The 19,027-nt window shown below is 73.0% G+C and carries 19 protein-coding genes and 1 pseudogene; 10 read left to right on the top strand and 10 right to left on the bottom strand.

Annotated elements, in window-relative coordinates; all coding sequences use genetic code 11:
- Window positions 1-67: 67 nt before the first annotated feature.
- On the bottom strand, window positions 68-931 hold the full coding sequence (locus ADL22_RS02415) for an alpha/beta fold hydrolase (RefSeq protein ID WP_066973288.1): 864 nt from the start codon (window positions 929-931) through the stop codon (window positions 68-70).
- A gap of 206 nt (window positions 932-1,137) precedes the next feature.
- Between ADL22_RS02415 and ADL22_RS02405 the strand changes: the two genes are divergently transcribed.
- The 4 genes from ADL22_RS02405 to ADL22_RS02390 all read left to right on the top strand — a co-directional run bounded on the left by ADL22_RS02405 (window position 1,138) and on the right by ADL22_RS02390 (window position 6,715).
- Window positions 1,138-2,823 carry an MFS transporter gene (locus ADL22_RS02405; RefSeq protein ID WP_234430507.1) on the top strand — a complete coding sequence of 562 codons (1,686 nt, stop codon included), beginning with the start codon at window positions 1,138-1,140 and terminating at the stop codon, window positions 2,821-2,823.
- 177 nt (window positions 2,824-3,000) lie between these two features.
- Window positions 3,001-4,794 (top strand): DEAD/DEAH box helicase, encoded by a 1,794-nt coding sequence (locus ADL22_RS02400; RefSeq protein ID WP_066973284.1) that lies wholly within the window; start codon window positions 3,001-3,003, stop codon window positions 4,792-4,794.
- A 396-nt stretch (window positions 4,795-5,190) separates the two neighbouring features.
- Complete coding sequence (locus ADL22_RS02395) at window positions 5,191-5,832, top strand: IclR family transcriptional regulator (RefSeq protein ID WP_066973282.1); 642 nt, start codon at window positions 5,191-5,193, stop codon at window positions 5,830-5,832.
- Between the two features lie 94 nt (window positions 5,833-5,926).
- Window positions 5,927-6,715 carry a PDZ domain-containing protein gene (locus tag ADL22_RS02390; RefSeq protein WP_066973280.1) on the top strand — a complete coding sequence of 263 codons (789 nt, stop codon included), beginning with the start codon at window positions 5,927-5,929 and terminating at the stop codon, window positions 6,713-6,715.
- Between the two features lie 31 nt (window positions 6,716-6,746).
- Here ADL22_RS02390 and ADL22_RS02385 read toward each other — a convergent pair whose 3' ends face one another.
- The 6 genes from ADL22_RS02385 to ADL22_RS02360 form a co-directional block, all read right to left on the bottom strand.
- Window positions 6,747-7,169, bottom strand: coding sequence for a hypothetical protein (locus ADL22_RS02385; RefSeq protein WP_066973278.1), 423 nt, complete (start codon window positions 7,167-7,169; stop codon window positions 6,747-6,749).
- A gap of 167 nt (window positions 7,170-7,336) precedes the next feature.
- Complete coding sequence (locus tag ADL22_RS02380) at window positions 7,337-8,389, bottom strand: glycine betaine ABC transporter substrate-binding protein (RefSeq protein ID WP_079063789.1); 1,053 nt, start codon at window positions 8,387-8,389, stop codon at window positions 7,337-7,339.
- Window positions 8,386-9,234: an ABC transporter permease gene (locus ADL22_RS02375; protein WP_066973276.1), complete on the bottom strand. Its 849-nt coding sequence runs from the start codon at window positions 9,232-9,234 to the stop codon at window positions 8,386-8,388. The genes ADL22_RS02380 and ADL22_RS02375 overlap by 4 nt, the downstream gene beginning before the upstream one ends.
- Window positions 9,231-10,520 (bottom strand): ABC transporter ATP-binding protein, encoded by a 1,290-nt coding sequence (locus ADL22_RS02370; RefSeq protein ID WP_066973274.1) that lies wholly within the window; start codon window positions 10,518-10,520, stop codon window positions 9,231-9,233. The genes ADL22_RS02375 and ADL22_RS02370 overlap by 4 nt, the downstream gene beginning before the upstream one ends.
- On the bottom strand, window positions 10,513-11,160 hold the full coding sequence (locus tag ADL22_RS02365) for an ABC transporter permease (RefSeq protein ID WP_066973272.1): 648 nt from the start codon (window positions 11,158-11,160) through the stop codon (window positions 10,513-10,515). Before ADL22_RS02365 ends, ADL22_RS02370 begins: the two co-directional genes overlap by 8 nt.
- A 58-nt stretch (window positions 11,161-11,218) precedes the next feature.
- Window positions 11,219-11,686: an Lrp/AsnC family transcriptional regulator gene (locus tag ADL22_RS02360; RefSeq protein ID WP_066973270.1), complete on the bottom strand. Its 468-nt coding sequence runs from the start codon at window positions 11,684-11,686 to the stop codon at window positions 11,219-11,221.
- Between the two features lie 129 nt (window positions 11,687-11,815).
- Between ADL22_RS02360 and hppD the strand changes: the two genes are divergently transcribed.
- Both hppD and ADL22_RS02350 read left to right on the top strand, forming a co-directional pair.
- Entirely contained in the window at window positions 11,816-12,973 is a 1,158-nt protein-coding gene (hppD, locus tag ADL22_RS02355; RefSeq protein WP_066973268.1) for a 4-hydroxyphenylpyruvate dioxygenase, read from the top strand.
- A 66-nt stretch (window positions 12,974-13,039) separates the two neighbouring features.
- Complete coding sequence (locus ADL22_RS02350) at window positions 13,040-14,404, top strand: FAD-binding oxidoreductase (protein ID WP_066973266.1); 1,365 nt, start codon at window positions 13,040-13,042, stop codon at window positions 14,402-14,404.
- Between the two features lie 39 nt (window positions 14,405-14,443).
- On the opposite strand, the gene ADL22_RS02345 is transcribed toward ADL22_RS02350, so the two are convergent.
- Window positions 14,444-14,959 carry a hypothetical protein gene (locus ADL22_RS02345; protein ID WP_066973264.1) on the bottom strand — a complete coding sequence of 172 codons (516 nt, stop codon included), beginning with the start codon at window positions 14,957-14,959 and terminating at the stop codon, window positions 14,444-14,446.
- A 94-nt stretch (window positions 14,960-15,053) separates the two neighbouring features.
- Here ADL22_RS02345 and ADL22_RS02340 point away from each other — a divergent pair, with 94 nt between their 5' ends.
- A complete protein-coding gene (locus ADL22_RS02340; protein WP_066973262.1) occupies window positions 15,054-15,644 on the top strand; it encodes a TetR/AcrR family transcriptional regulator in 591 nt (196 codons plus the stop codon).
- A gap of 120 nt (window positions 15,645-15,764) precedes the next feature.
- Here ADL22_RS02340 and cutA read toward each other — a convergent pair whose 3' ends face one another.
- Window positions 15,765-16,097 carry a divalent-cation tolerance protein CutA gene (cutA, locus tag ADL22_RS02335; protein ID WP_066973260.1) on the bottom strand — a complete coding sequence of 111 codons (333 nt, stop codon included), beginning with the start codon at window positions 16,095-16,097 and terminating at the stop codon, window positions 15,765-15,767.
- 217 nt (window positions 16,098-16,314) lie between these two features.
- On the opposite strand from cutA, the pseudogene ADL22_RS02330 reads away from it, so the two are divergent.
- Together ADL22_RS02330 and ADL22_RS02325 are read left to right on the top strand one after the other, a co-directional pair.
- A pseudogene (locus tag ADL22_RS02330) lies at window positions 16,315-16,774 on the top strand (NUDIX hydrolase).
- A 75-nt stretch (window positions 16,775-16,849) separates the two neighbouring features.
- On the top strand, window positions 16,850-17,908 hold the full coding sequence (locus ADL22_RS02325) for a methyltransferase domain-containing protein (RefSeq protein WP_159048571.1): 1,059 nt from the start codon (window positions 16,850-16,852) through the stop codon (window positions 17,906-17,908).
- Window positions 17,909-18,003: 95 nt separating this feature from the next.
- On the opposite strand, the gene ADL22_RS02320 is transcribed toward ADL22_RS02325, so the two are convergent.
- Window positions 18,004-18,360: a hypothetical protein gene (locus tag ADL22_RS02320; RefSeq protein ID WP_066973255.1), complete on the bottom strand. Its 357-nt coding sequence runs from the start codon at window positions 18,358-18,360 to the stop codon at window positions 18,004-18,006.
- Window positions 18,361-18,774: 414 nt separating this feature from the next.
- On the opposite strand from ADL22_RS02320, the gene ADL22_RS02315 reads away from it, so the two are divergent.
- Window positions 18,775-19,027: hypothetical protein (locus ADL22_RS02315; RefSeq protein ID WP_066973289.1), on the top strand; the 253-nt coding region annotated here is incomplete at its 3' end.

The following is a 19,027-nucleotide window of genomic DNA, read 5'->3' as shown; positions in this document are numbered from 1 at the left end:
GCGCGGCAATGCGCGGCAATACGCGGTTCATGAAGGGGGAGGGGAGATTGGTTTTGGTGCGGGGAGGTCAGGGCGGGGTGAGGAAGTGCTCGATGAGGGGGCGGAAGAGGTCGGGTTCGTCGACCCAGGGGTAGTGGCCTACGAGGTGCAGGGGGCGTACGCGGGCGTGGGGGAAGGAGGCGGCCACCAGGTCGCCGGCGCGCATGCCGGACACGGCGTCGCGGTCGCCGGTGATGACCAGGACCGGGCAGGTGACGTGGCGCAGGCCGGCCAGCAGTGCCCGGCGGGCCGGTTCGTCCACGCCCTGCCAGAAGCCCGCCCGCGGTACGGGGCCCAACTGGGCGCCCTCGGTGGCGGCGTGGGCCCGCTGCGGTTCGTCCCAGCGGGCGTAGGCGAGGGGCGCCGCGGCGAGGAGGAGGTCGCGCACTTCGGCGAGGTCGGACGCCTCGGCGAGCTGCTGGACGGCCACGGCGGCCCGCGGCCACCAGTCCTCGTGCATGCGGGAGGTGAAGATCTCCCGGGCGTCGTCGGGGAGTTCGCCCTGGAGGCGGGAGCCGGGGCAGACCAGTACCAGGTGGGTCAGCCGCTCCGGGTGGGCCGCCGCGTACGCCTGGGCGACGGCGGCGCCGGCGTCGTGGGCCAGCAGGGCGAAGCGGGCCAGTCCGAGGTGGGTGCGGAGCGCTTCGACGTCCTCGGCGAGGTGGGGGAAGGCGTAGCGGGCGGGGTCGGGCGCCGCGGGGGAGGCGCCGGTGCCGCGGCTGTCCGGGATGACCAGCTGCCGGTGCTCGGGGAGGCCGCCGAGGTCCCCGAGGTAGGCGGCGTCCCGGCCGGGGCCCCCGGCCAGGCAGACCAGGGGCGGCAGCGATGAGCCGGCAGGGCCGAGCACCCGGTAGTGCAGCTCGGTGTCGTCGTAGGTGCGGAAGTACGGCATATGGACAGCTTGCGCGGAATGGGGCGGGGTATGCCGGTTGGCCTGGTGGTCCGCTTGCCCGCGGGTTGGCCGGGGACGGGGCGGGGCGTGCCGGTCGGCTCGGGGGCGGGGTGGCCGGGGGAGGGGGACGGCGTAGGGCCTGCGGAGGAGGGCGTTCCCGACTTCCGACAGGGGCGCATGGGCGGTACGGCCCTTACGCTGGGCGGATGACCGCTGACCCTCCGACCCACGCAGATGCGAACTCCGCAGATGCGACCTCCGCAGACGTGACCTCCGTAGACGTGAGCTTCGCAGACGCGGCCTCCGCAGACACGGCGCCCGCAGGCACGGCCCCGGCAGGTACGGCCCCGGCGGCCCCGGCGGGCGGGCCCGCCGCGCCGCGGGGCGCCGCGCTGCCCGGGGTGCTCGGGCGGGAGTACCGGGCGCTGACGCTCGGGATCATCTCCGTCGTCTCGCTCATCGCCTTTGAGGCGAGTGCGGTGAATACGGCCATGCCGGTCGCCGCGCGGGCGCTGGACGGTATCGGGCTGTACGCCTTCGCGTTCTCGGCGTTCTTCACCGCGAGCCTGTTCGCGATGGCGCTGTCCGGGGTGTGGAGCGACCGGCGGGGGCCGCTGGCGCCGCTGTTCACCGGGATCGCGGCGTTCGGGGCCGGGCTGGTGATCGCCGGCGGGGCGCAGGGGATGGGCATGTTCGTGGCCGGGCGCGGGGTCCAGGGGCTCGGCGGCGGACTCTCGGTGGTGGCGCTGTACGTCGTCGTGGGCCGCGGCTATCCCGAGCGGCTGCGGGCGTCGGTGATGGCGTCGTTCTCGGCGGCGTGGGTGGTGCCGGTGATCGTCGGGCCGCTGGTCGCGGGGACGGTCACCGAGCAGGCCGGCTGGCGCTGGGTGTTCCTCTCCATACCCGTGCTGATACTGCTGCCGCTGGGCGTGATGCTGCCGGCGCTGCGCAAGCTGCCGCGCACCGACCCCGGGCCGGACGCCGGGATCCGGGGCGTCCTGGGCAGCCGCCGCTGCCTGCTGGCGCTGGCGGTCGCGGTGGGCGCGTCGCTGCTCCAGTACGCGGGCCAGCACCCGACCTGGGCCGCGCTGGTGCCGGCCGCGGCGGGGCTGGTGCTGCTGGGTCCGGCGATCGTGCGGCTGCTGCCCCGCGGCACGTTCCGGGCGGGGCGGGGGCTGCCGACGGTGGTGCTGATGCGGGGGCTGGCCGCCGGGGCGCTGGTCGCGGCCGAGAGCTTCATCCCGCTGCTGCTGGTCACGCAGCGCGGGCTGTCCGCGACCCTCGCCGGGCTCTCGCTCACCGGCGGCGGCCTGACCTGGGCGCTCGGCTCGTACGTGCAGAGCCGCCCGCGGCTGGAGCCGCACCGCGAGCGGCTGATGGGCCTGGGCCTGGCGCTGCTGGCGGCGGCGATCCTGCTGGTGCCGCTGGTGCTGATCGACGCGGTGCCGGCCTGGACGGTGGCCGCGGCGTGGACGGTCGGCGGTTTCGGCATGGGGCTGAACATCTCCAGCGGCGGGGTGCTGCTGCTGAAGCTGTCCCGGCCGGAGGAGGCGGGCAGCAACTCCTCGTCCCTCCAGATGTCGGACGCGCTGGGGAACGTCGCGTTCGTGGGGCTCAGCGGGGTGCTGTTCGCGGCGTTCGGGGGCGGCTCGGTGGCGGTGGCCGGTCCCGGCCCGGCCGCCGGGGGCACCGCCCCGGTCGGCCACCCGGCGGCGTTCCTGGCGGTCTTCGCGGCGATGGCGGCGGTCGCGGCCCTCGGCGCGACGCTGTACCGGCGGCTGCGCCCGGCGCCGGGCGGCCGGATACCCGGCGGTGGCCGGGCGCCTGGTGGCCCGGCACCCGGCGGTCCGGCGGCCGGTGACCCGGCCCCCGAGGGGAGCGGCGCGGCGTGAGGGGCCCCGCCCCGAACCGTCTCCCGGCCCCCACCCCCGAGCCGTCGCCCCGCCCCCGCCCCCGGATGTGACCTCCCTCGCACCCCCGGGTGGGGCCGGGGTGAACGACCCGGCGGGAAAGGGCGGCACCGGTAGGCTGACGCGGTTGCCGATCGCCGACCTCAGCCGACGGAGACCGTGACTACCACCAGCGCCACCAACAGCCATCATCTGTCCCCGGCCTTCCCGGGCCGGGCCCCGTGGGGTACCGCGAACAAGCTGCGCGCCTGGCAGCAGGCGGCCATGGACCGGTACATCCAGACCCAGCCGAGGGACTTCCTCGCCGTGGCCACGCCCGGCGCCGGCAAGACCACCTTCGCGCTCACCCTCGCCTCCTGGCTGCTGCACCACCACGTCGTGCAGCAGGTGACCGTGGTCGCGCCCACCGAGCACCTGAAGAAGCAGTGGGCGGAGGCCGCCGCCCGGATCGGGATCAAGCTCGACCCGGAGTACAGCGCCGGGCCGCTGGGCCGCGAGTACCACGGCATCGCGATCACCTACGCCGGTGTCGGCGTCCGCCCGATGCTGCACCGCAACCGCATCGAGCAGCGCAAGACCCTGGTGATCCTCGACGAGATCCACCACGCCGGCGACTCCAAGTCGTGGGGCGAGGCGTGCCTGGAGGCGTTCGAGCCGGCGACCCGGCGGCTGGCGCTGACCGGTACGCCGTTCCGCTCGGACACCAACCCGATCCCGTTCGTGGCGTACGAGGAGGGCCCGGACGGTATCCGCAGGTCGTCCGCCGACTACACCTACGGCTACGGCAACGCGCTCGCCGACGGCGTGGTCCGCCCGGTGATCTTCCTGTCGTACAGCGGCAATATGCGCTGGCGGACGAAGGCCGGCGACGAGATCGCGGCGCGGCTGGGCGAGCCGATGACCAAGGACGCGGTGTCCCAGGCGTGGCGCACCGCGCTGGACCCGCGCGGCGAGTGGATGCCGAACGTGCTGCGCGCCGCCGACCGCCGGCTGACCGAGGTCCGCAAGGGCATCCCGGACGCCGGCGCCCTGGTCATCGCCTCCGACCAGGAGCAGGCCCGGGCCTACGCCAAGCTGATCCGGGAGATCACCGGGCAGGGCGCGACGCTGGTGCTGTCCGACGACGCGGGCGCCTCGCAGCGGATCGACGACTTCTCGCACTCCGACGACCGCTGGATGGTCGCGGTCCGGATGGTGTCCGAGGGCGTCGACGTGCCCCGCCTCGCGGTCGGGGTGTACGCCACCACGATCTCCACCCCGCTGTTCTTCGCCCAGGCGGTGGGCCGCTTCGTACGGTCCCGCAAGCGCGGTGAGACCGCGTCGGTGTTCCTGCCCACCGTGCCGTCGCTGCTCGGCTTCGCCAACGAGATGGAGGTCGAGCGCGACCACGTCCTGGACAAGCCGAAGAAGGACGGCGAGGAGGACCCGTACGCCGAGTCCGAGAAGGAGCTGGAGGAGGCGAACAAGCAGCAGGACGAGGACACCGGCGAGCAGGAGCAGTTCTCCTTCGAGGCGCTGGAGTCGGAGGCGGTCTTCGACCGGGTGCTCTACGACGGTGCCGAGTTCGGGATGCAGGCGCACGCGGGCAGCGAGGAGGAGCAGGACTACCTCGGCATCCCCGGGCTGCTGGAGCCCGACCAGGTGCAGCTGCTGCTGCAGAAGCGGCAGGCCCGGCAGCTGGCGCACAGCCGCAAGAAGCCGGACACCGAGGCGGATCTGCTGGAGCTGCCGGCCGAGCGGCGGCCGGTGGTCACGCACAAGGAGCTGCTGGAGCTGCGGAAGCAGCTGAACACGCTGGTCGGCGCGTACGTGCACCAGAGCGGCAAACCGCACGGGGTGATCCACACCGAGCTGCGGCGGGTGTGCGGCGGGCCGCCGAGCGCGGAGGCGACGGCCGGTCAGCTGCATGAGCGGATCAAGAAGGTCCGGGAGTGGGCCACCCGGATGCGGTGAGTCCGGGCGGACGCGGTGAGCGCCGGACGGGCGGAGAAGCCGCGTGAAGATTTCGTGGAGGAGTGGCGCCGGGGGGTGGGGTGGAGTGATCCGTTCCCGCGCCCCGGCGCCCGCCCTCGGACGTCACGGCGCGGTCACGGGGGCGCGTTGGCGGGCCCGCGGCAGCGAACCACGGGACGGACAGTTCGGGATGTTCCGGGCGTGAAAGCCCGGATTCTGGACGGACTCTTCCGCTGACCGGAGTCCCTCGCTACTGTCCCGCTCACGCACACGCCCCGTGGCAGCGCCGCCGCGGAGCGCAGCCGGTGCACAGCGGCCGGCGGCTTCTTGGGCGCTGTTCCGGGACGAGCAGCGCGCCGCCTACGGACGCCGCCACTCACTTCAGGAGGGGGCGTCGTGACCGCAGAGACCTCCCAGACGCTCGACCGGGGACTGCGCGTCCTCAAACTGCTCGCCGACACCGATCACGGGCTGACCGTCACCGAGCTCTCGCACAAGCTCGGCGTCAACCGCACCGTGGTCTACCGCCTGCTGGCGACGCTGGAGCAGCACGCCCTGGTCCGCCGGGACACCGGCGGCCGGGCCCGGGTGGGCCTCGGTGTGCTGCGACTGGGCCGCCAGGTCCACCCGCTGGTCAGAGAGGCCGCGCTGCCCGCGCTGCGCTCACTCGCCGAGGACGTCGGCGCCACCGCGCACCTCACGCTCGTCGACGGCACCGAGGCGCTGGCGGTCGCCGTCGTCGAGCCGACCTGGACGGACTACCACGTCGCCTACCGCGCCGGCTTCCGCCACCCGCTGGACCGCGGCGCCGCCGGGCGGGCGATCCTCAAGGCCCGCCAGGGACGCCTGGACGACGGCGGAATCGCCCTGACGCACGGGGAGTTGGAGGCCGGCGCGTCCGGCGCCGCGGCGCCGCTGATCGGGGTCAGCGGGATAGAGGGCAGCGTGGGCGTGGTGATGCTCGCGGACACCGTCGCGGAGCGGATCGCGCCGCGGGTGGTGGAGGCGGCCCGGGAGGTGGCGGAGGCGCTCCGCTGATCCGGCGTGCCCCCCTGTGGGGACCCTGTGCCCCCGCCGTGTGCCCACGGCGCCGTACGGGACGGCCGGGGCGGGGGTCAATTAGGGTGGCGGGGTGTCTTCCCGCGCCCGTGCCCTCCTGGTCTGCACCCTCCTGGTCCTCGCCGTCCTGGTGACCGCCGCCCTCGCCCCGCTGCCGTACTCGGTGGCGTATCCGGGCGTCACGGCCAACGTCCTCGGCGACGACAAGGGCAAGCCGGTGATCACCATCTCCGGTACGCCCACCCGCCCGACCAGCGGCCAGCTGCGGATGACCTCCATCACCGCCACCGGCCCGACCGCCTCCGTGCACCTGCCGGACGTGCTGCGGGCGTGGTTCCGCACCGACGAGGCGGTGATGCCGCGCGACTCGGTCTACCCGGTCGGCGACAACACCGAGGAGATCGCCGAGCACAACGCGGAGCAGATGAAGCAGTCGCAGGACGCCGCCACCCGCGCCGCGCTCGGCCGGCTCGGGAAGTCCGCCAAGGACGTCAAGGTCACCCTGAGCCTGGCGGACATCGGCGGGCCCAGCGCCGGCCTGCTGTTCGCGCTGGGCATCGTCGACAAGCTGGACGGCGACGGCGCCGGGCACGACCTCACGGGCGGCCGGGTCGTCTCCGGCACCGGCACCATCACCACCAAGGGCGAGGTCGGCGCGGTCGGCGGGGTGGCGCTCAAGACGCAGGCCGCGCACCGCGACGGCGCGACGGTCTTCCTCGTCCCGCGCCAGGAGTGCTCCGACGCCCGCGCCGAGCTGCCCCGGGGGATGCGGCTGATCCCCGTCACCACCCTGGACGGCGCGGTGGACGCCCTGAAGGCCCTCAACTCCGGGGGCGATGTGCCCAGTTGTCCCAAGGGGTGAGCCGAGGGCCCCGCGGCCGGGCGGGCCGGGCTCAGAGGGTCGCGGTGGCCTCCCGGTCGGCGTAGCGGAAGCCGTCCTCGTCGAAGTAGAAGACCGTGACCTTCACCGTCTGGCCCTTGGCGAAGCCGATGTCGGCCGGGCGGAGCCGGACCTGCGCGGTGTGGTCGGCGTAGTCGCAGACCAGCTGGTCGGTCTTGATCGTGCCGGCGCCGCGCGCGGCCGGCTTGGACGAGGTGATCTGCTCGGCGTTGGCGACCAGTTCGTGGTGCATGCCCGGGTCGCAGGAGTACGTGACGTTCACCCGCAGGCCGGGGGCGTCGAGGGCGATCTTGTTGATCGCGATGAGGTTGGCCTTGGCGGCGGCCATCGGCGCACCGGCCAGCAGGGCGGTGCCGGCCAGGGCGGTGACGGCGGCGGCACCGGCGAGGCGGCGCCGGATACGGGATGCCTTCATGGAGTGGTTTCCTTCCCCCTTGCGCGGTCGTGGTCGGACGACTGCGACATGTGTTCGTTTTCGGGTGGCGCAACCTTACGCGATCTTTCCGGGCGCGGGAGGCCGATCCGGCGCACCGCCCAACGACCGCGCGCCGGGCCCCCGTTCGGCCCCCGCAACGGCCCCGCTCAGCCCCCGCCCTCCCGGATGAACCCCTCCTTCAGCAGCCAGTCCTTGGCGACCTGGTGCGGGTCCCGGCCCGCCACGTCCACCTCGGCGTTGAGCTCGCGCGCCACGGTGTTGTCGAGGGCGGCGGTGATCGGGGCGAGGAGCCCGGCGATCTGCGGATGGGCGCGCAGGGCGGCGGCGTTGAGCTCCGGCGCCGCGTTGTAGTTCGGGAAGAAGTGCCGGTCGTCCTTGAGGACGGTCAGCCCCATCGCCGCGATCCGGCCATCCGTGGTGAACACCTCGCCGAACGTGCAGGACGTGCCCTTGGCGGTTTCGGTGTAGACCACGCCGCCGGTCATCCGCCGGACGTTCCCGGGCGGCAGGTCCATCCCGTACGCCTTGGTCATACCGGGCAGCCCGTCGTCGCGGGTGGTGAACTCGCTCTCCGCGCAGACCGTCACCGCGCCGGGGTCGCGGCGCAGCAGCGCGGCGGCGTCGGAGAGCGTGCGCACCCCGTACTTCCGGGCGTTGGCGGCGTTCAGCGCCAGCGCGTAGGTGTTGTTCAGCCGGGACGGCGGCAGCCAGGCGATCCCGTTGCGGCGGTCGGCGTCGCGCACCGCCACCCACTGCGCGTGCGGGTCGGCGACCGGCCGGGTGTGCCCGAGGTACGTGATCCAGCCGGTGCCGGTGTACTCGTACATCGCGTCGGCGGTGCCGCTGCGGACCGCCTCGCGGGCGCCGATACTGCCCTGGATGGCGGTCTTGTCGACGACGGTGGCGCCGGCCGCCTCGAAGACCAGGCCCATGATCTGGCCGAGGACGATGTTCTCGGTGAACTCCTTTGACGTGACGGTCAGTTGCGCGCCCTTGAGGGGCAGTCCGCGGCCGACCGTGCCGGGCTTCACGTCGTCGGACATCGGGCTGCCGCTGACCAGCCCGCAGCCGCCGAGCAGCGCCGCGGCCGGCAGCCCGGCGGCCAGCAGCGCGGCGGTGGCCGCCCGTATCCCGGACGCGCCCCGGGGCCGCCGTACGGCCCGGAGCCCGCGCCCGGAGCGGAACCCGCGCCCCCTCACGCCGCCACCTCCAACCCCCGCGGCCGCAGCAGGAGTTCGGCCAGCGACGCCAGCCACTCGACCAGCAGCGCCAGCGCCACCGTCAGCACCGACCCCAGCACCAGCACCGGTATCCGCTGGGTGATGATGCCCGCCGAGATCAGATCGCCCAGCCCCCCGCCGCCGCCGAACGTCGCCAGCGTCGCGGTGCCCACGTTCAGCACCAGTGCCGTACGCACCCCGGCCAGGATCAGCGGGACGGCCAGCGGGAGTTCGACCCGGGCCAGCACCCCCAGCGGCGACATGCCGATACCGCGGGCCGCCTCGGTCAGCGTCGGGTCGATCCCGCGCAGTCCGGCGATGGTGTTGGCCAGCACCGGCAGCACCGCGTAGACCACCATGCCGGTGATCGCCGAGCCGGCGCCGATGCCCCGCCAGATCACCAGCAGCACCAGCAGGCCCAGCGCCGGGACGGCCTGGCCGAGGTTGGCCAGCGCCATCGCGGCGGGGGCGGCCCGGCGCAGCCGCGGCCGGGTCAGCGCGATGCCCAGCGGGATCGCGATCACCAGCACCAGGACCGTGGAGACTGCGGTCAGCTCCACGTGCCGCTCCAGCGCCAGCCACACCTTCCCGTGGTCGACGGCCTGGTGGGCGATGGAGTCCAGCCGGACGCCGCGGAACCACAGCCAGGTCGCCAGCAGCGCGCCGGTCAGGAACGCCGGCATGGCGACCCACTTCCGCCACCCGATCCGGCGCCCGCCGGGACCTGCGGCCCGGACCGGCGCGGTGCCCGCCGCCGCCTCCCGCTCCGCCTCCCGTGCCACGTCCCGCGCGCCACCGGGCGGCGGGGGCGCCGCCGGGCTCACGCCCGTCCTCCCGGCCCGTCCGGGCCCTCCGGCGCGAGCCGGTCCCGCGCCCGCGGCTCGTGCTGGTGCTCCAGCGCCTCCCGGCGGTCCGCCGCCAGCAGCTCGCGGACGGTGTTCATCAGCGTCTCCATGTCGACGACACCGGTGTACTCGCCGCGCCGGCCGGTCACCGCGACCCGGCCCGCGCTGTCCGTCAGCACCGCCTCCAGGGCGTCCCGCAGCGTCGCGTCCCGGGTGACGGTGTGCGTGACGAGCGTGCCGGCCCGGGCGAGCGACTGCCGGGCGAGCGCGAGGTCGCCGCGGCGCAGCCACTTGTGCGGGCGGCCGCCGCCGTCCAGCAGCAGCACCTCGTGCGTTCCGCCGCCGCGCAGCAGGTCCAGGAGCGACGGGAGCGGGTCGTCCAGCCGCGCGGTGGGGAAGTCCACCACCGGCACGTCCCGCACCCGGGTGAGGTTCAGCCGCTTCAGAGCCGCCCCGGCGCCCACGAAACCGGAGACGAAGTCGTCGGCGGGGTGGGTGAGGATGGCCTCCGGGGTGTCGAACTGGGCCAGCTGCGAGCGTTCGCGCAGCACCGCGATCCGGTCGCCGAGCTTGATCGCCTCGTCGAAGTCGTGGGTGACGAAGACGATCGTCTTGCGCAGTTCGCGCTGGAGCCGGATCAGCTCGTCCTGGAGGTGGTCGCGGGTGATCGGGTCGACCGCGCCGAACGGCTCGTCCATCAGCAGCACCGGCGGATCGGCGGCCAGCGCCCGGGCCACCCCGACCCGCTGCTGCTGCCCGCCGGAGAGCCGGCGCGGATAGCGGTCGCGGAACTCGCCCGGATCGAGCCCCACGAGGTCGAGCATCTCCTCGACCCGCTCCCGGGTCCGCGCCTTGGACCAGCCGGCCATCCGCGGTACGAGCGCGATGTTCTGCGCCACCGTCATATGCGGGAAGAGGCCGGACGCCTGGATGGCGTAGCCGACCTTGCGGCGCAGCCGGACCGGGTCGATACCGGTGACGTCCTCGTCGCCGATCCGGATCCGGCCGGAGGTCGGCTCGATCAGCCGGTTGATCATCTTCAGGGTGGTGGACTTGCCGCAGCCCGACGGCCCGACCAGCACCACCGTCTCCCCGGCGCCGATCTCCATGCTGATGTCGTCCACGGCCGGTGCGCCGCCGCCCGGGTAGACCTTCGTCAGGTGCTCCAGCCGGATGGCGGCGCCCGCCGACCCGGCCGGGCGCGGGGCCGCCTCCCGGGCGCCCGGCCCGCTCCCGTACGGCCGCTCGGACGGCTGCTCAGCCACGGATCCCCCTGGAGATGGTCAGGCGCCCGATCAGGACGTAGGCGGCGTCGAAGAGGAGGGCCAGCACGACGATCCCGAGGGTGCCGGAGAGCACTTGGTTCAGCGCGTTGGCGCTGCCCAGCGAGGCGATCCCGCGGAAGATCTCGTTGCCGAGGCCGGGCCCGGAGGCGAAGGCGGCGACCGCCGCGATGCCCATCAGCATCTGGGTGGCGACCCGGATGCCGGTGAGGATCGGCGGCCAGGCCAGCGGGAGTTCGACCCGCAGCAGCCGCCCGGCCCGCGACATCCCGATGCCCTTCGCCGCGTCGATCAGCGCCGGGTCCACCCCGCGCAGCCCGACGATCGCGTTGCGGACCACCGGCAGCAGCCCGTACAGCGTCAGCGCCACCACCGTCGGCGCGACGCCCAGGCCGACGACCGGGATCAGCAGGCCGATCAGGGCCAGCGACGGGATCGTCAGCAGGGACGCGGTGGTCGCCGTGGCGAGCGCGCCGGCCCATTCGCTGCGGTACGTGGCGACGCCGAGCAGAACGCCCAGGACGGTCGCCAGCACCATGCACTGGAAGACCGCCGCGGCGTGCTGAAACGTATCCGCCAGCAGCTGGCCGTGGCGGCTGCCGACGTACTCCCAGAAGCCCAACCCTCGCTCCCCTCGGTCCGCCGCCGCTCCGGCCCGCCTGACGGGACGGCTGCCGCCGTCAGTCCCCCGCGGCCTGCTGCACCAGCGGGATGATCCGCAGTGGAACCGGATTTTCCATGACAATCGCCGTCGATGCCCGCACGATGCCATCAAAGCCCACAACCCGGTCGATCACCCGCTGGAGATCGGCGTTCGAGCGCGCCACGAGCCTGCAGAGCATGTCCCCGTGTCCGGTCGTTGTATGCAGTTCCAGCACCTCCGGTACGCCGGCGAGATGGGCGCGCACGTCCCCGCCCTGGCCCTGCTTGATCTCCAGGGTGGCGAACGCGGTGACCGGGTAGCCGAGCGCGGCCGGGTCCACGTCCGGCCCGAAACCCCTGATCACGCCGTTCGACTGGAGGCGGTCCAGCCGCGCCTGGACCGTGCCGCGAGCCACCCCCAGCCGCCGGGACGCCTCCAGCACGCCGATCCGCGGCTCGCGGGCGAGCAGCTCCAGCAGTGCCCCGTCAAGATGATCGATCGCCATTGCGCGGACCTCCCAAAACGCTGGTCATCATGTACAGAACGCCCGGCACAACCCCCGAGTCGCTATACAGAATGCCCAGTGGATACGCAAACTATTGCGCACCTTGTGGATCGGCGGGACTCTGCGCACATGGCAGACACCACGATGCACACCCAGCCCAGCACCCCGGCCACGGCCCGGCAGGCGGACCCCTTCCCGGTCAAGGGGATGGACGCGGTCGTCTTCGCCGTCGGCAACGCCAAGCAGGCCGCGCACTACTACGCCACCGCCTTCGGCATGCGCCGGGTCGCCTACCAGGGCCCGGAGAACGGCAGCCGCGAGACGGCCTCCTACGTCCTGGAGTCCGGCGGCGCCCGCTTCGTCTTCACCTCCGTGATCAAGCCGGTCACCGAATGGGGCCGCTTCCTCGCCGACCACGTGGCCGCGCACGGCGACGGCGTCATCGACCTGGCCATCGAGGTGCCGGACGCCCGCGCGGCGTACGCCTACGCCGTCGAGCACGGCGCCACCGGCCTGACCGAGCCGCACGAGATCAAGGACGAGCACGGCACGGTCGTGCTCGCCGCCATCGCCACCTACGGCCAGACCCGGCACACCCTGGTCGAGCGGTCCGGCTACGACGGCCCGTACCTGCCGGGCTTCGTCACCGCCGCCCCCCTCGTCGCGCCTCCGCAGAAGCGTTTCTTCCAGGCGATCGACCACTGCGTCGGCAACGTCGAACTCGGCAGGATGGACGAGTGGGTGGCCTTCTACAACAAGGTCATGGGCTTCACCAACATGAAGGAGTTCGTCGGCGACGACATCGCCACCGAGTACTCGGCGCTGATGTCCAAGGTCGTCGCGGACGGCACCAAGAAGGTGAAGTTCCCGCTCAACGAGCCGGCCATCGCCAAGAAGAAGTCCCAGATCGACGAGTACCTGGAGTTCTACGGCGGCCCCGGCGTCCAGCACATCGCGCTGGCCACCAACGACATCGTCTCCTCGGTCCGCCAGATGCGCGCGGCCGGTGTGGAGTTCCTCGACGTCCCCGACTCGTACTACGACACCCTCGGCGAGTGGGTCGGCGAGACCCGCGTCCCGATCGACGAACTGCGCGAGCTGCGGATCCTCGCCGACCGCGACGAGGACGGCTACCTCCTGCAGATCTTCACCAAGCCGGTCCAGGACCGCCCGACCGTCTTCTTCGAGATGATCGAGCGGCACGGCTCGCTCGGCTTCGGCAAGGGCAACTTCAAGGCCCTCTTCGAGGCCATCGAGCGCGAGCAGGCCAAGCGCGGCAACCTGTAACGACGCGCCGCCCGGTGGGCCGTACACGATCTTCCGTGTACGGCCCACGGGTGCCAGGCTGAGGGCATGGACCTCATCGAACGCCTGCGCGCCGGGCTCCCGGCGGAAGCGCTGCTCACCGACCCCGACGTCACCGCCTCCTACGCCCGGGACATGGCCAACTTCTGCGCCGCCGGCCGCCCCGCCGCCGTCGTCCTGCCGCGCACCGTCGAACAGGTCCAGCACGTGATGCGCACCGCCACCGAGCTGCGCGTCCCGGTCGTCCCGCAGGGCGCCCGCACCGGCGTCTCCGGCGCCGCCAACGCCATCGACGACTGCATCGTCCTGTCGCTGGTCAAAATGGACCGCATCCTCGAAATCGACCCCGTCGACCGCATCGCCGTGGTCGAACCCGGCGTCGTCAACGCCACCCTCTCCCGCGCCGTCAACGAACACGGCCTGTACTACCCGCCCGACCCCTCCAGCTGGGAGATGTGCACCATCGGCGGCAACATCGGCACCGCCGCCGGCGGCCTGTGCTGCGTCAAGTACGGCGTCACCGCCGAGTACGTACTCGGCCTGGAGGTCGTCCTCGCCGACGGCCGGCTGATCACGACCGGCCGGCGCACCGCCAAGGGCGTTGCCGGCTACGACCTGACCCGCCTCTTCGTAGGCGCCGAGGGCACCCTCGGCGTGGTCGTCCGCGCCACCCTCGCCCTGAAGCCGGAACCGCCCCAACAACTCGCCCTCGTCGCCGAGTTCGGCTCGGCCGCGGCGGCCGGCGACGCGGTCTGCCGCATCATGGCCGGCGGCCACACCCCCGCCCTCCTCGAACTCATGGACCGCACCAGCATCCAGGCCGTCAACGCGATGGCCCAGATGGGCCTGCCGGAGACCACCGAGGTGCTGCTGCTCGCCGCCTTCGACACCCCCGACCCGGCCGCCGACCTGGCCGCCGTCGGCGCCCTGTGCCAGGCGGCCGGTGCCACCGACGTCGTCCCCGCCGAGACCGCCGCCGAGTCCGAACTCCTCCTCCAGGCCCGCCGGATGACCTTCACCGCCCTGGAACGCATCCGCCCCGCGATGCTCATCGACGACGTCTGCGTCCCCCGCTCCCAGCTCGCCGCCATGCTGGAGGGCACCGCCGCCATCGCCGCCGCGCACGACCTGACCATCGGCGTCTGCGCCCACGCCGGCGACGGCAACACCCACCCGCTGGTCTGCTTCGACCCCGCCGACCCCGACGAGGAGCGCCGGGCCCGCACCGCCTTCGACGAGATCATGTCCCTCGGCCTCACCCTCGGCGGCACCATCACCGGCGAACACGGCGTGGGCATCCTCAAGAAGGACTGGCTCGCCCGCGAACTGGGAGCGGATTCGCTGGAGTTGCACCGGGGGATCAAGCAGGTCTTCGACCCGCTGGGGATTCTCAATCCGGGGAAGGTGTTTTAGGGGGCTGGGCTGGGCGGGGGGTTCGCTCCCGCCCGGCCCTCACCCGGTCTGCCCTCGGCCGCCGCCCGCCCGGCGGGCCAGCGCGCGCAGCGCGCGCACGTACGGGGACCAGCGGGCGGCCGGGGCCGCGGCGGGGCCGCACGCGCGCTCCGCCCGGTCCAGACTGTCCTCCAGGAGCGCGTCATGGAGCGGACGCCACACGATCAGCCAGGTCAGCCGGGCCAACCCGCGCGGATTCATGGCCAGCGTGTGCCGCAGCACGGTGCGCCCGTCGCCGCCCGCCAGCACCGCGAACTCGTGAAAACCGTCGAACCCCCGCGGCCCCGTGAACGCGAACCGGACCCACGCCCCCGGCACATACGCGGCCACGGTGTACCGCACCGGCCCGTGCCCGCCCTTGGCCCCCACCGCCAGCGGCCCGTCGAACTCCATCGGGGGCCAGTCGCGCACCGGCCACAGCAGGTCCCCGTCGCCGCCCGACAGCGAGTCCAGCAGCGCCCCGACCCGGCTCCGGTCGGCGTCCAGCCGGCGTTCGTGCACATTGCACACCCCCATGACCCGCATTCCCTCCCGTAGGCGCCGCCTCGTACCCGTATCAGAGGTATTAGAGACAACTCTCCAATAAGAATTAGAGGCTACCCTCTACTTCATGGCGAGACCACCCCGCTTCAGCGTTGACCAACTGCTCGACGCCGCCGTGGAGCTGGCCGCGGCCGGCGGCCCGGCCGCCGTGACCATGGCCGCGGTCGCGCACGCCGCCGGCGCCCCGAGCGGGTCCGTCTACCACCGGTTCGCCGGGCGTACGGCCCTGCTGGCCGAGGTGTGGCTGCGGACCGTCGAGCGCTTCCAGGACGGCTACTTCACCGCGCTCACCAGCACGGACGACCCCTGCCGGGCCGCGGCCGCCGCCGCCCGGCACGTCGTCGCCTGGAGCCGCGCCCACCCGCGGGAAGCGGCCGTTCTCCTCTACGGCCCCGCCGAGTTCGGACGCCCCGACTGGCCCGAGGAGTACGCGACCCGCGCGGACACCGGCAACGCCCGGGTCCACGCCGCCCTCGCCTCCCTCGCCGACGCCCTCAAAGCCACCGGCCCACAGGACCCCGACCGCATCACCCTCGCCCTCGTGGACCTGCCCCTCTCCGTGGTCCGCCACCACCTCCGCGCGGGCCGCCCCCTCCCACCCCACGCCGAGTCCCTGGCCGAACAGTGCACGGGGGCGTTGCTGCGGGGGGAGGGGTAGCCGGCCTGGGCCTGCCGCGTTACGCGTCCGCACCCTCGCGGGGTCGCCGCCGCGCTGCCGGCGGAAACGGAGGCGGCGCGGGCCCTCACGAGGACATCCGCGCCGCTCTTGCCGCCTGATCTACTCGCCGGGCTTGGTCTCCTCGTCCACCCACGCCAGATACTCGGCGCTCCCCGCCGCGATCGGGGTAGCGATGATCTCCGGGGTGTCGTAGTCGTGCGCGGCCTTCAGGTGGGCCTCCAGCGCCTCGTACCGGGCCGCGGTGGTCTTGAACAGGATCTGCCACTCCTGGTCGGTCCGCGTCTCGCCCTCCCAGCGGTACACACTGGTGACCGGCGCGGAGATCTGAGCGCACGCCGCCATCTTGGCCTCTACCGCACCAGCGGCCAACTCGCGGGCCTTCTCCTCGCTGTCCGTCGTCGTGATCACGGTGAGGTGCTGATGATCTGCCATGGTCCCTCCCGGTTCGAACCCGGTTCGAATCCCTCGCCGGGACCGTATCGGGGTTCACGACCGGCACGCGATCGCGGCGGGGTACCTCCTGGATCCGCGGCCAGCGTATCCGGGTCACGCTTGCCGAATTCGAGAAGACCAGAGAACGTCCGGGTATCGGCGCGCGATACGGCGAAGCTGTGGAAACGCGGTGTGCCGGCCTGGGGAGGCGACAGTGATGGGTAGGCGCGATTACGAGGACGACCCGGCGGCCCCGGCCGCGAACAGCCTGGTCCCGGCGGCTTCCGCCGTGGTCGTTGACGATGCCGGACGCATTCTGCTCCAGCGCCGCCGCGACAACGGCATGTGGGCCCTGCCGGGCGGCACCATGCACATCGGGGAGTCCTTGCCGGACTGCGCCGTACGGGAGACCCGCGAAGAGACCGGGCTGGACGTCGAAATCACCGGCATCGTCGGCACGTCCTCGCCATGTCTTCGCCTACGACGACGGCGAGGTGCGCCAGGAGTTCTCGATCTGCTTCCTGGCGCGTCCCGTGGCGGGGGACCTCGCGGTGTCCGGGGAATCCACGGACGTCCGCTGGTTCACGCCGGAGGAGACCGATGGGCTTCCGATGGTCCCCGGTATTCGCAAGCGGGTGGCCGATTGGCGATCCGGCGCGATGCCCGCGATTCGATAGCGCCGTACGCGCCGCATTCTGGAGAGGAACGATGAGGTGAGCGCAGGAGACGCTGAGTGCGGGCGAGAGATGCGGATGGCGTTCGCTGAGAAGCTTTTCGGTAGTGGGGAGCTCGATGCGGAATGGCGGAAGGCTGTGGAGGTCGTTCCGCGGCATCTGCTGGTGCCGTTCTTCTACCGGCAGGACGGTGCGGTGGAATGGCGTCGGGTGAGGGCGGAGGATCCGGGATTTCTGGCGGCGGTTTATTCGGATACCGCGCTCACCACGCAGGTCATCGACGGCGTGCCGACGTCGTCCTCGTCGCAGCCATCGCTGATGCTTCAGATGCTCGGCGCGTTGGATGTGCGGGACGGAGACCGGGTGTTGGAGATTGCCACCGGGACGGGATACAACGCGGCGCTGCTGAGTGAACGCCTGGGCAGCGACCAGGTATGCACGGTGGAAGTGGATCGGGAATTGGCCCGTGTCGCGCGGGCGCGTCTCGGCGAATGCGGTTACGAACCGGTGGTCTTGGCCGGTGACGGCCGGCAGGGGCTCGCCGACCGGGCCCCGTACGACCGGCTGATCGCCACCTGCGGTTTCACATCGGTGCCGCCCGCGTGGATCGCCCAGGTGCGGTCTGGGGGAATCATCGTGTGCCCGCTGGGCGTGGGAAATGCCCGGTTGGTTGTGGGCGGCGACGGGCGGGCGGAGGGGCGGTTTCTGCCCGGTGGATCGTTCTTCATGGGGGTCCGCTCGGAAGGGGGCAATGCCCGGATTCCGTATCCGGGGGATCCGGAGGAGGCCGTTTCGCGGGAAACGCCGCTGGCTTGTCTGGACGGCGAGGGGGATGGCCTGCAATTCGTGCTGTCGCTGGTGCTGCCGGACAGCGCGTGGGCGCATGAGGTCGATGCGGACGGTGCGCGGACCGGGTGCCGGCTGTGGGCACGGGACGGGTCGTGGGCGCACGTCCAGGGCGGCGAGGTCCGCCAGGCCGGGCCGCGCCGACTGTGGGACGTGGTGGAGCGGGCCAACGAGTGGTGGGAAGGCCAAGGGCACCCGGAACGGGAGCGGTTCGGCGTGACGGCGACGGAATTCCGTACCGGCTGGTGGCTGGATTCGCCGGGGAATGCGGTGCCGGATATGGGGGCGTGAAGGGGAGCCGCGAGTGCGGTGTGCGCACGGGAAAGGGGACGGCGGATGGCCGCCGTCCCCTTTGTGCGCGTGTCTACGGGCGAAGGCGCTTCAGGTCAGTCGCCGGGGAAGCCGCCGGGGCGACAGTTGAAGCCTTCGACGTGCCGGGGGAGGTTGGCGATGCCGGAATACGGGCGCTCCACCTGGCAGTGCACGGTCATGCCCCGGCTGTCGTGGATGCGGAACTCGCCGAAGATGGGGCCGCGTTCGGGGGCGCCGCCGAACGCCTGGCAGTTGAAGCCCTCGACGCGGGGCAGTTCCTGGAACTGCACGAACTGGCAGCGGTAGCCCTGCCCCTGCGGTTCCGGGTCGGCGGCCGTCGCGGTCGCCGGGAGCATCCCGGCCAGTGCGAGCGCCCCCGCCGCGGCCGCCGCCAGGCGACCCGCCGCGCTCCAGCCCTTGCGTGCCTTCATGTCAGTCCTCCAGGTGTGGTGGTCGGAACCGGTTCGTGCTGCCGGAGCGCAACGGTGATGGTCGGTGGTGCTGTCGGTACGTCCCCCCGCGGGGCCATACGGTTCAACCACGCGTCGTTGTACCGGAGTTGGGCTCCGGAGCCGTGTCCGGGCCGCTCGGTGAGCGGGCGGGGACGCGGCCAGGGAGAGTGGACCAACCGTGCGCGGGGCCTGGCCAGGGCTCCGGCCCGGTGTCACCCGCCCGGGGAGGCCACACCACCCCCGGCGGTGAAGCCGATGGCCCGGCCTCGTACCGCTCCTGGGTGTGTGCTCCGGCGCCCGCCGCCGGGTGGTGCGGCGGGCCGGTGCGCGGGAGCCGACCCGGGCGCGTCGGTGCGCGGATCTTCCGCGGCCGGGCCGCATACGCTCTGTGGCATGGACACATCCCTTTCCTTTACCGCGCTGTCGGTTTTCGTCCTCGCCCTGGCCCTGCTGGCCTCCTCGCTCGACCGCCGTACGAAGCCGCTGGAGCGGCGGATGGCGCGGCTGGAGAAGAAGGTGGACCTGCTGATGGCGCACCTCGGGGTGGAGGAGGCGGCGGACCCGCGGCTGGCGGAGGTGGACGACCTGCTGGCCAAGGGGAAGAAGATCCAGGCGATCAAGGTCTACCGGGAGGCGACCGGTGCGG

The organism is Streptomyces sp. NRRL F-4489 (genome assembly GCF_001509485.1).
GTDB lineage: Bacteria > Actinomycetota > Actinomycetes > Streptomycetales > Streptomycetaceae > Streptomyces.
The sequence above is the reverse complement of the archived record's forward strand: the minus strand, read 5'-3'. Positions and strand labels throughout refer to the sequence as shown.

What these genes read in the sequence shown, in the direction of transcription:
- ADL22_RS02320 (WP_066973255.1), bottom strand. Translation starts at nt 18,360, where the DNA reads ATGAAGGCACGCAAGGGCTGGAGCGCGGCGGGTCGCCTGGCGGCGGCC.
- ADL22_RS02415 (WP_066973288.1), bottom strand. Translation starts at nt 931, where the DNA reads ATGCCGTACTTCCGCACCTACGACGACACCGAGCTGCACTACCGGGTG.
- cutA (WP_066973260.1), bottom strand. Translation starts at nt 16,097, where the DNA reads ATGGCAGATCATCAGCACCTCACCGTGATCACGACGACGGACAGCGAG.
- ADL22_RS02350 (WP_066973266.1), top strand. Translation starts at nt 13,040, where the DNA reads ATGGACCTCATCGAACGCCTGCGCGCCGGGCTCCCGGCGGAAGCGCTG.
- ADL22_RS02360 (WP_066973270.1), bottom strand. Translation starts at nt 11,686, where the DNA reads ATGGCGATCGATCATCTTGACGGGGCACTGCTGGAGCTGCTCGCCCGC.
- ADL22_RS02345 (WP_066973264.1), bottom strand. Translation starts at nt 14,959, where the DNA reads ATGGGGGTGTGCAATGTGCACGAACGCCGGCTGGACGCCGACCGGAGC.
- ADL22_RS02385 (WP_066973278.1), bottom strand. Translation starts at nt 7,169, where the DNA reads ATGAAGGCATCCCGTATCCGGCGCCGCCTCGCCGGTGCCGCCGCCGTC.
- ADL22_RS02405 (WP_234430507.1), top strand. Translation starts at nt 1,138, where the DNA reads ATGACCGCTGACCCTCCGACCCACGCAGATGCGAACTCCGCAGATGCG.
- hppD (WP_066973268.1), top strand. Translation starts at nt 11,816, where the DNA reads ATGGCAGACACCACGATGCACACCCAGCCCAGCACCCCGGCCACGGCC.
- ADL22_RS02325 (WP_159048571.1), top strand. Translation starts at nt 16,850, where the DNA reads ATGGCGTTCGCTGAGAAGCTTTTCGGTAGTGGGGAGCTCGATGCGGAA.
- ADL22_RS02340 (WP_066973262.1), top strand. Translation starts at nt 15,054, where the DNA reads ATGGCGAGACCACCCCGCTTCAGCGTTGACCAACTGCTCGACGCCGCC.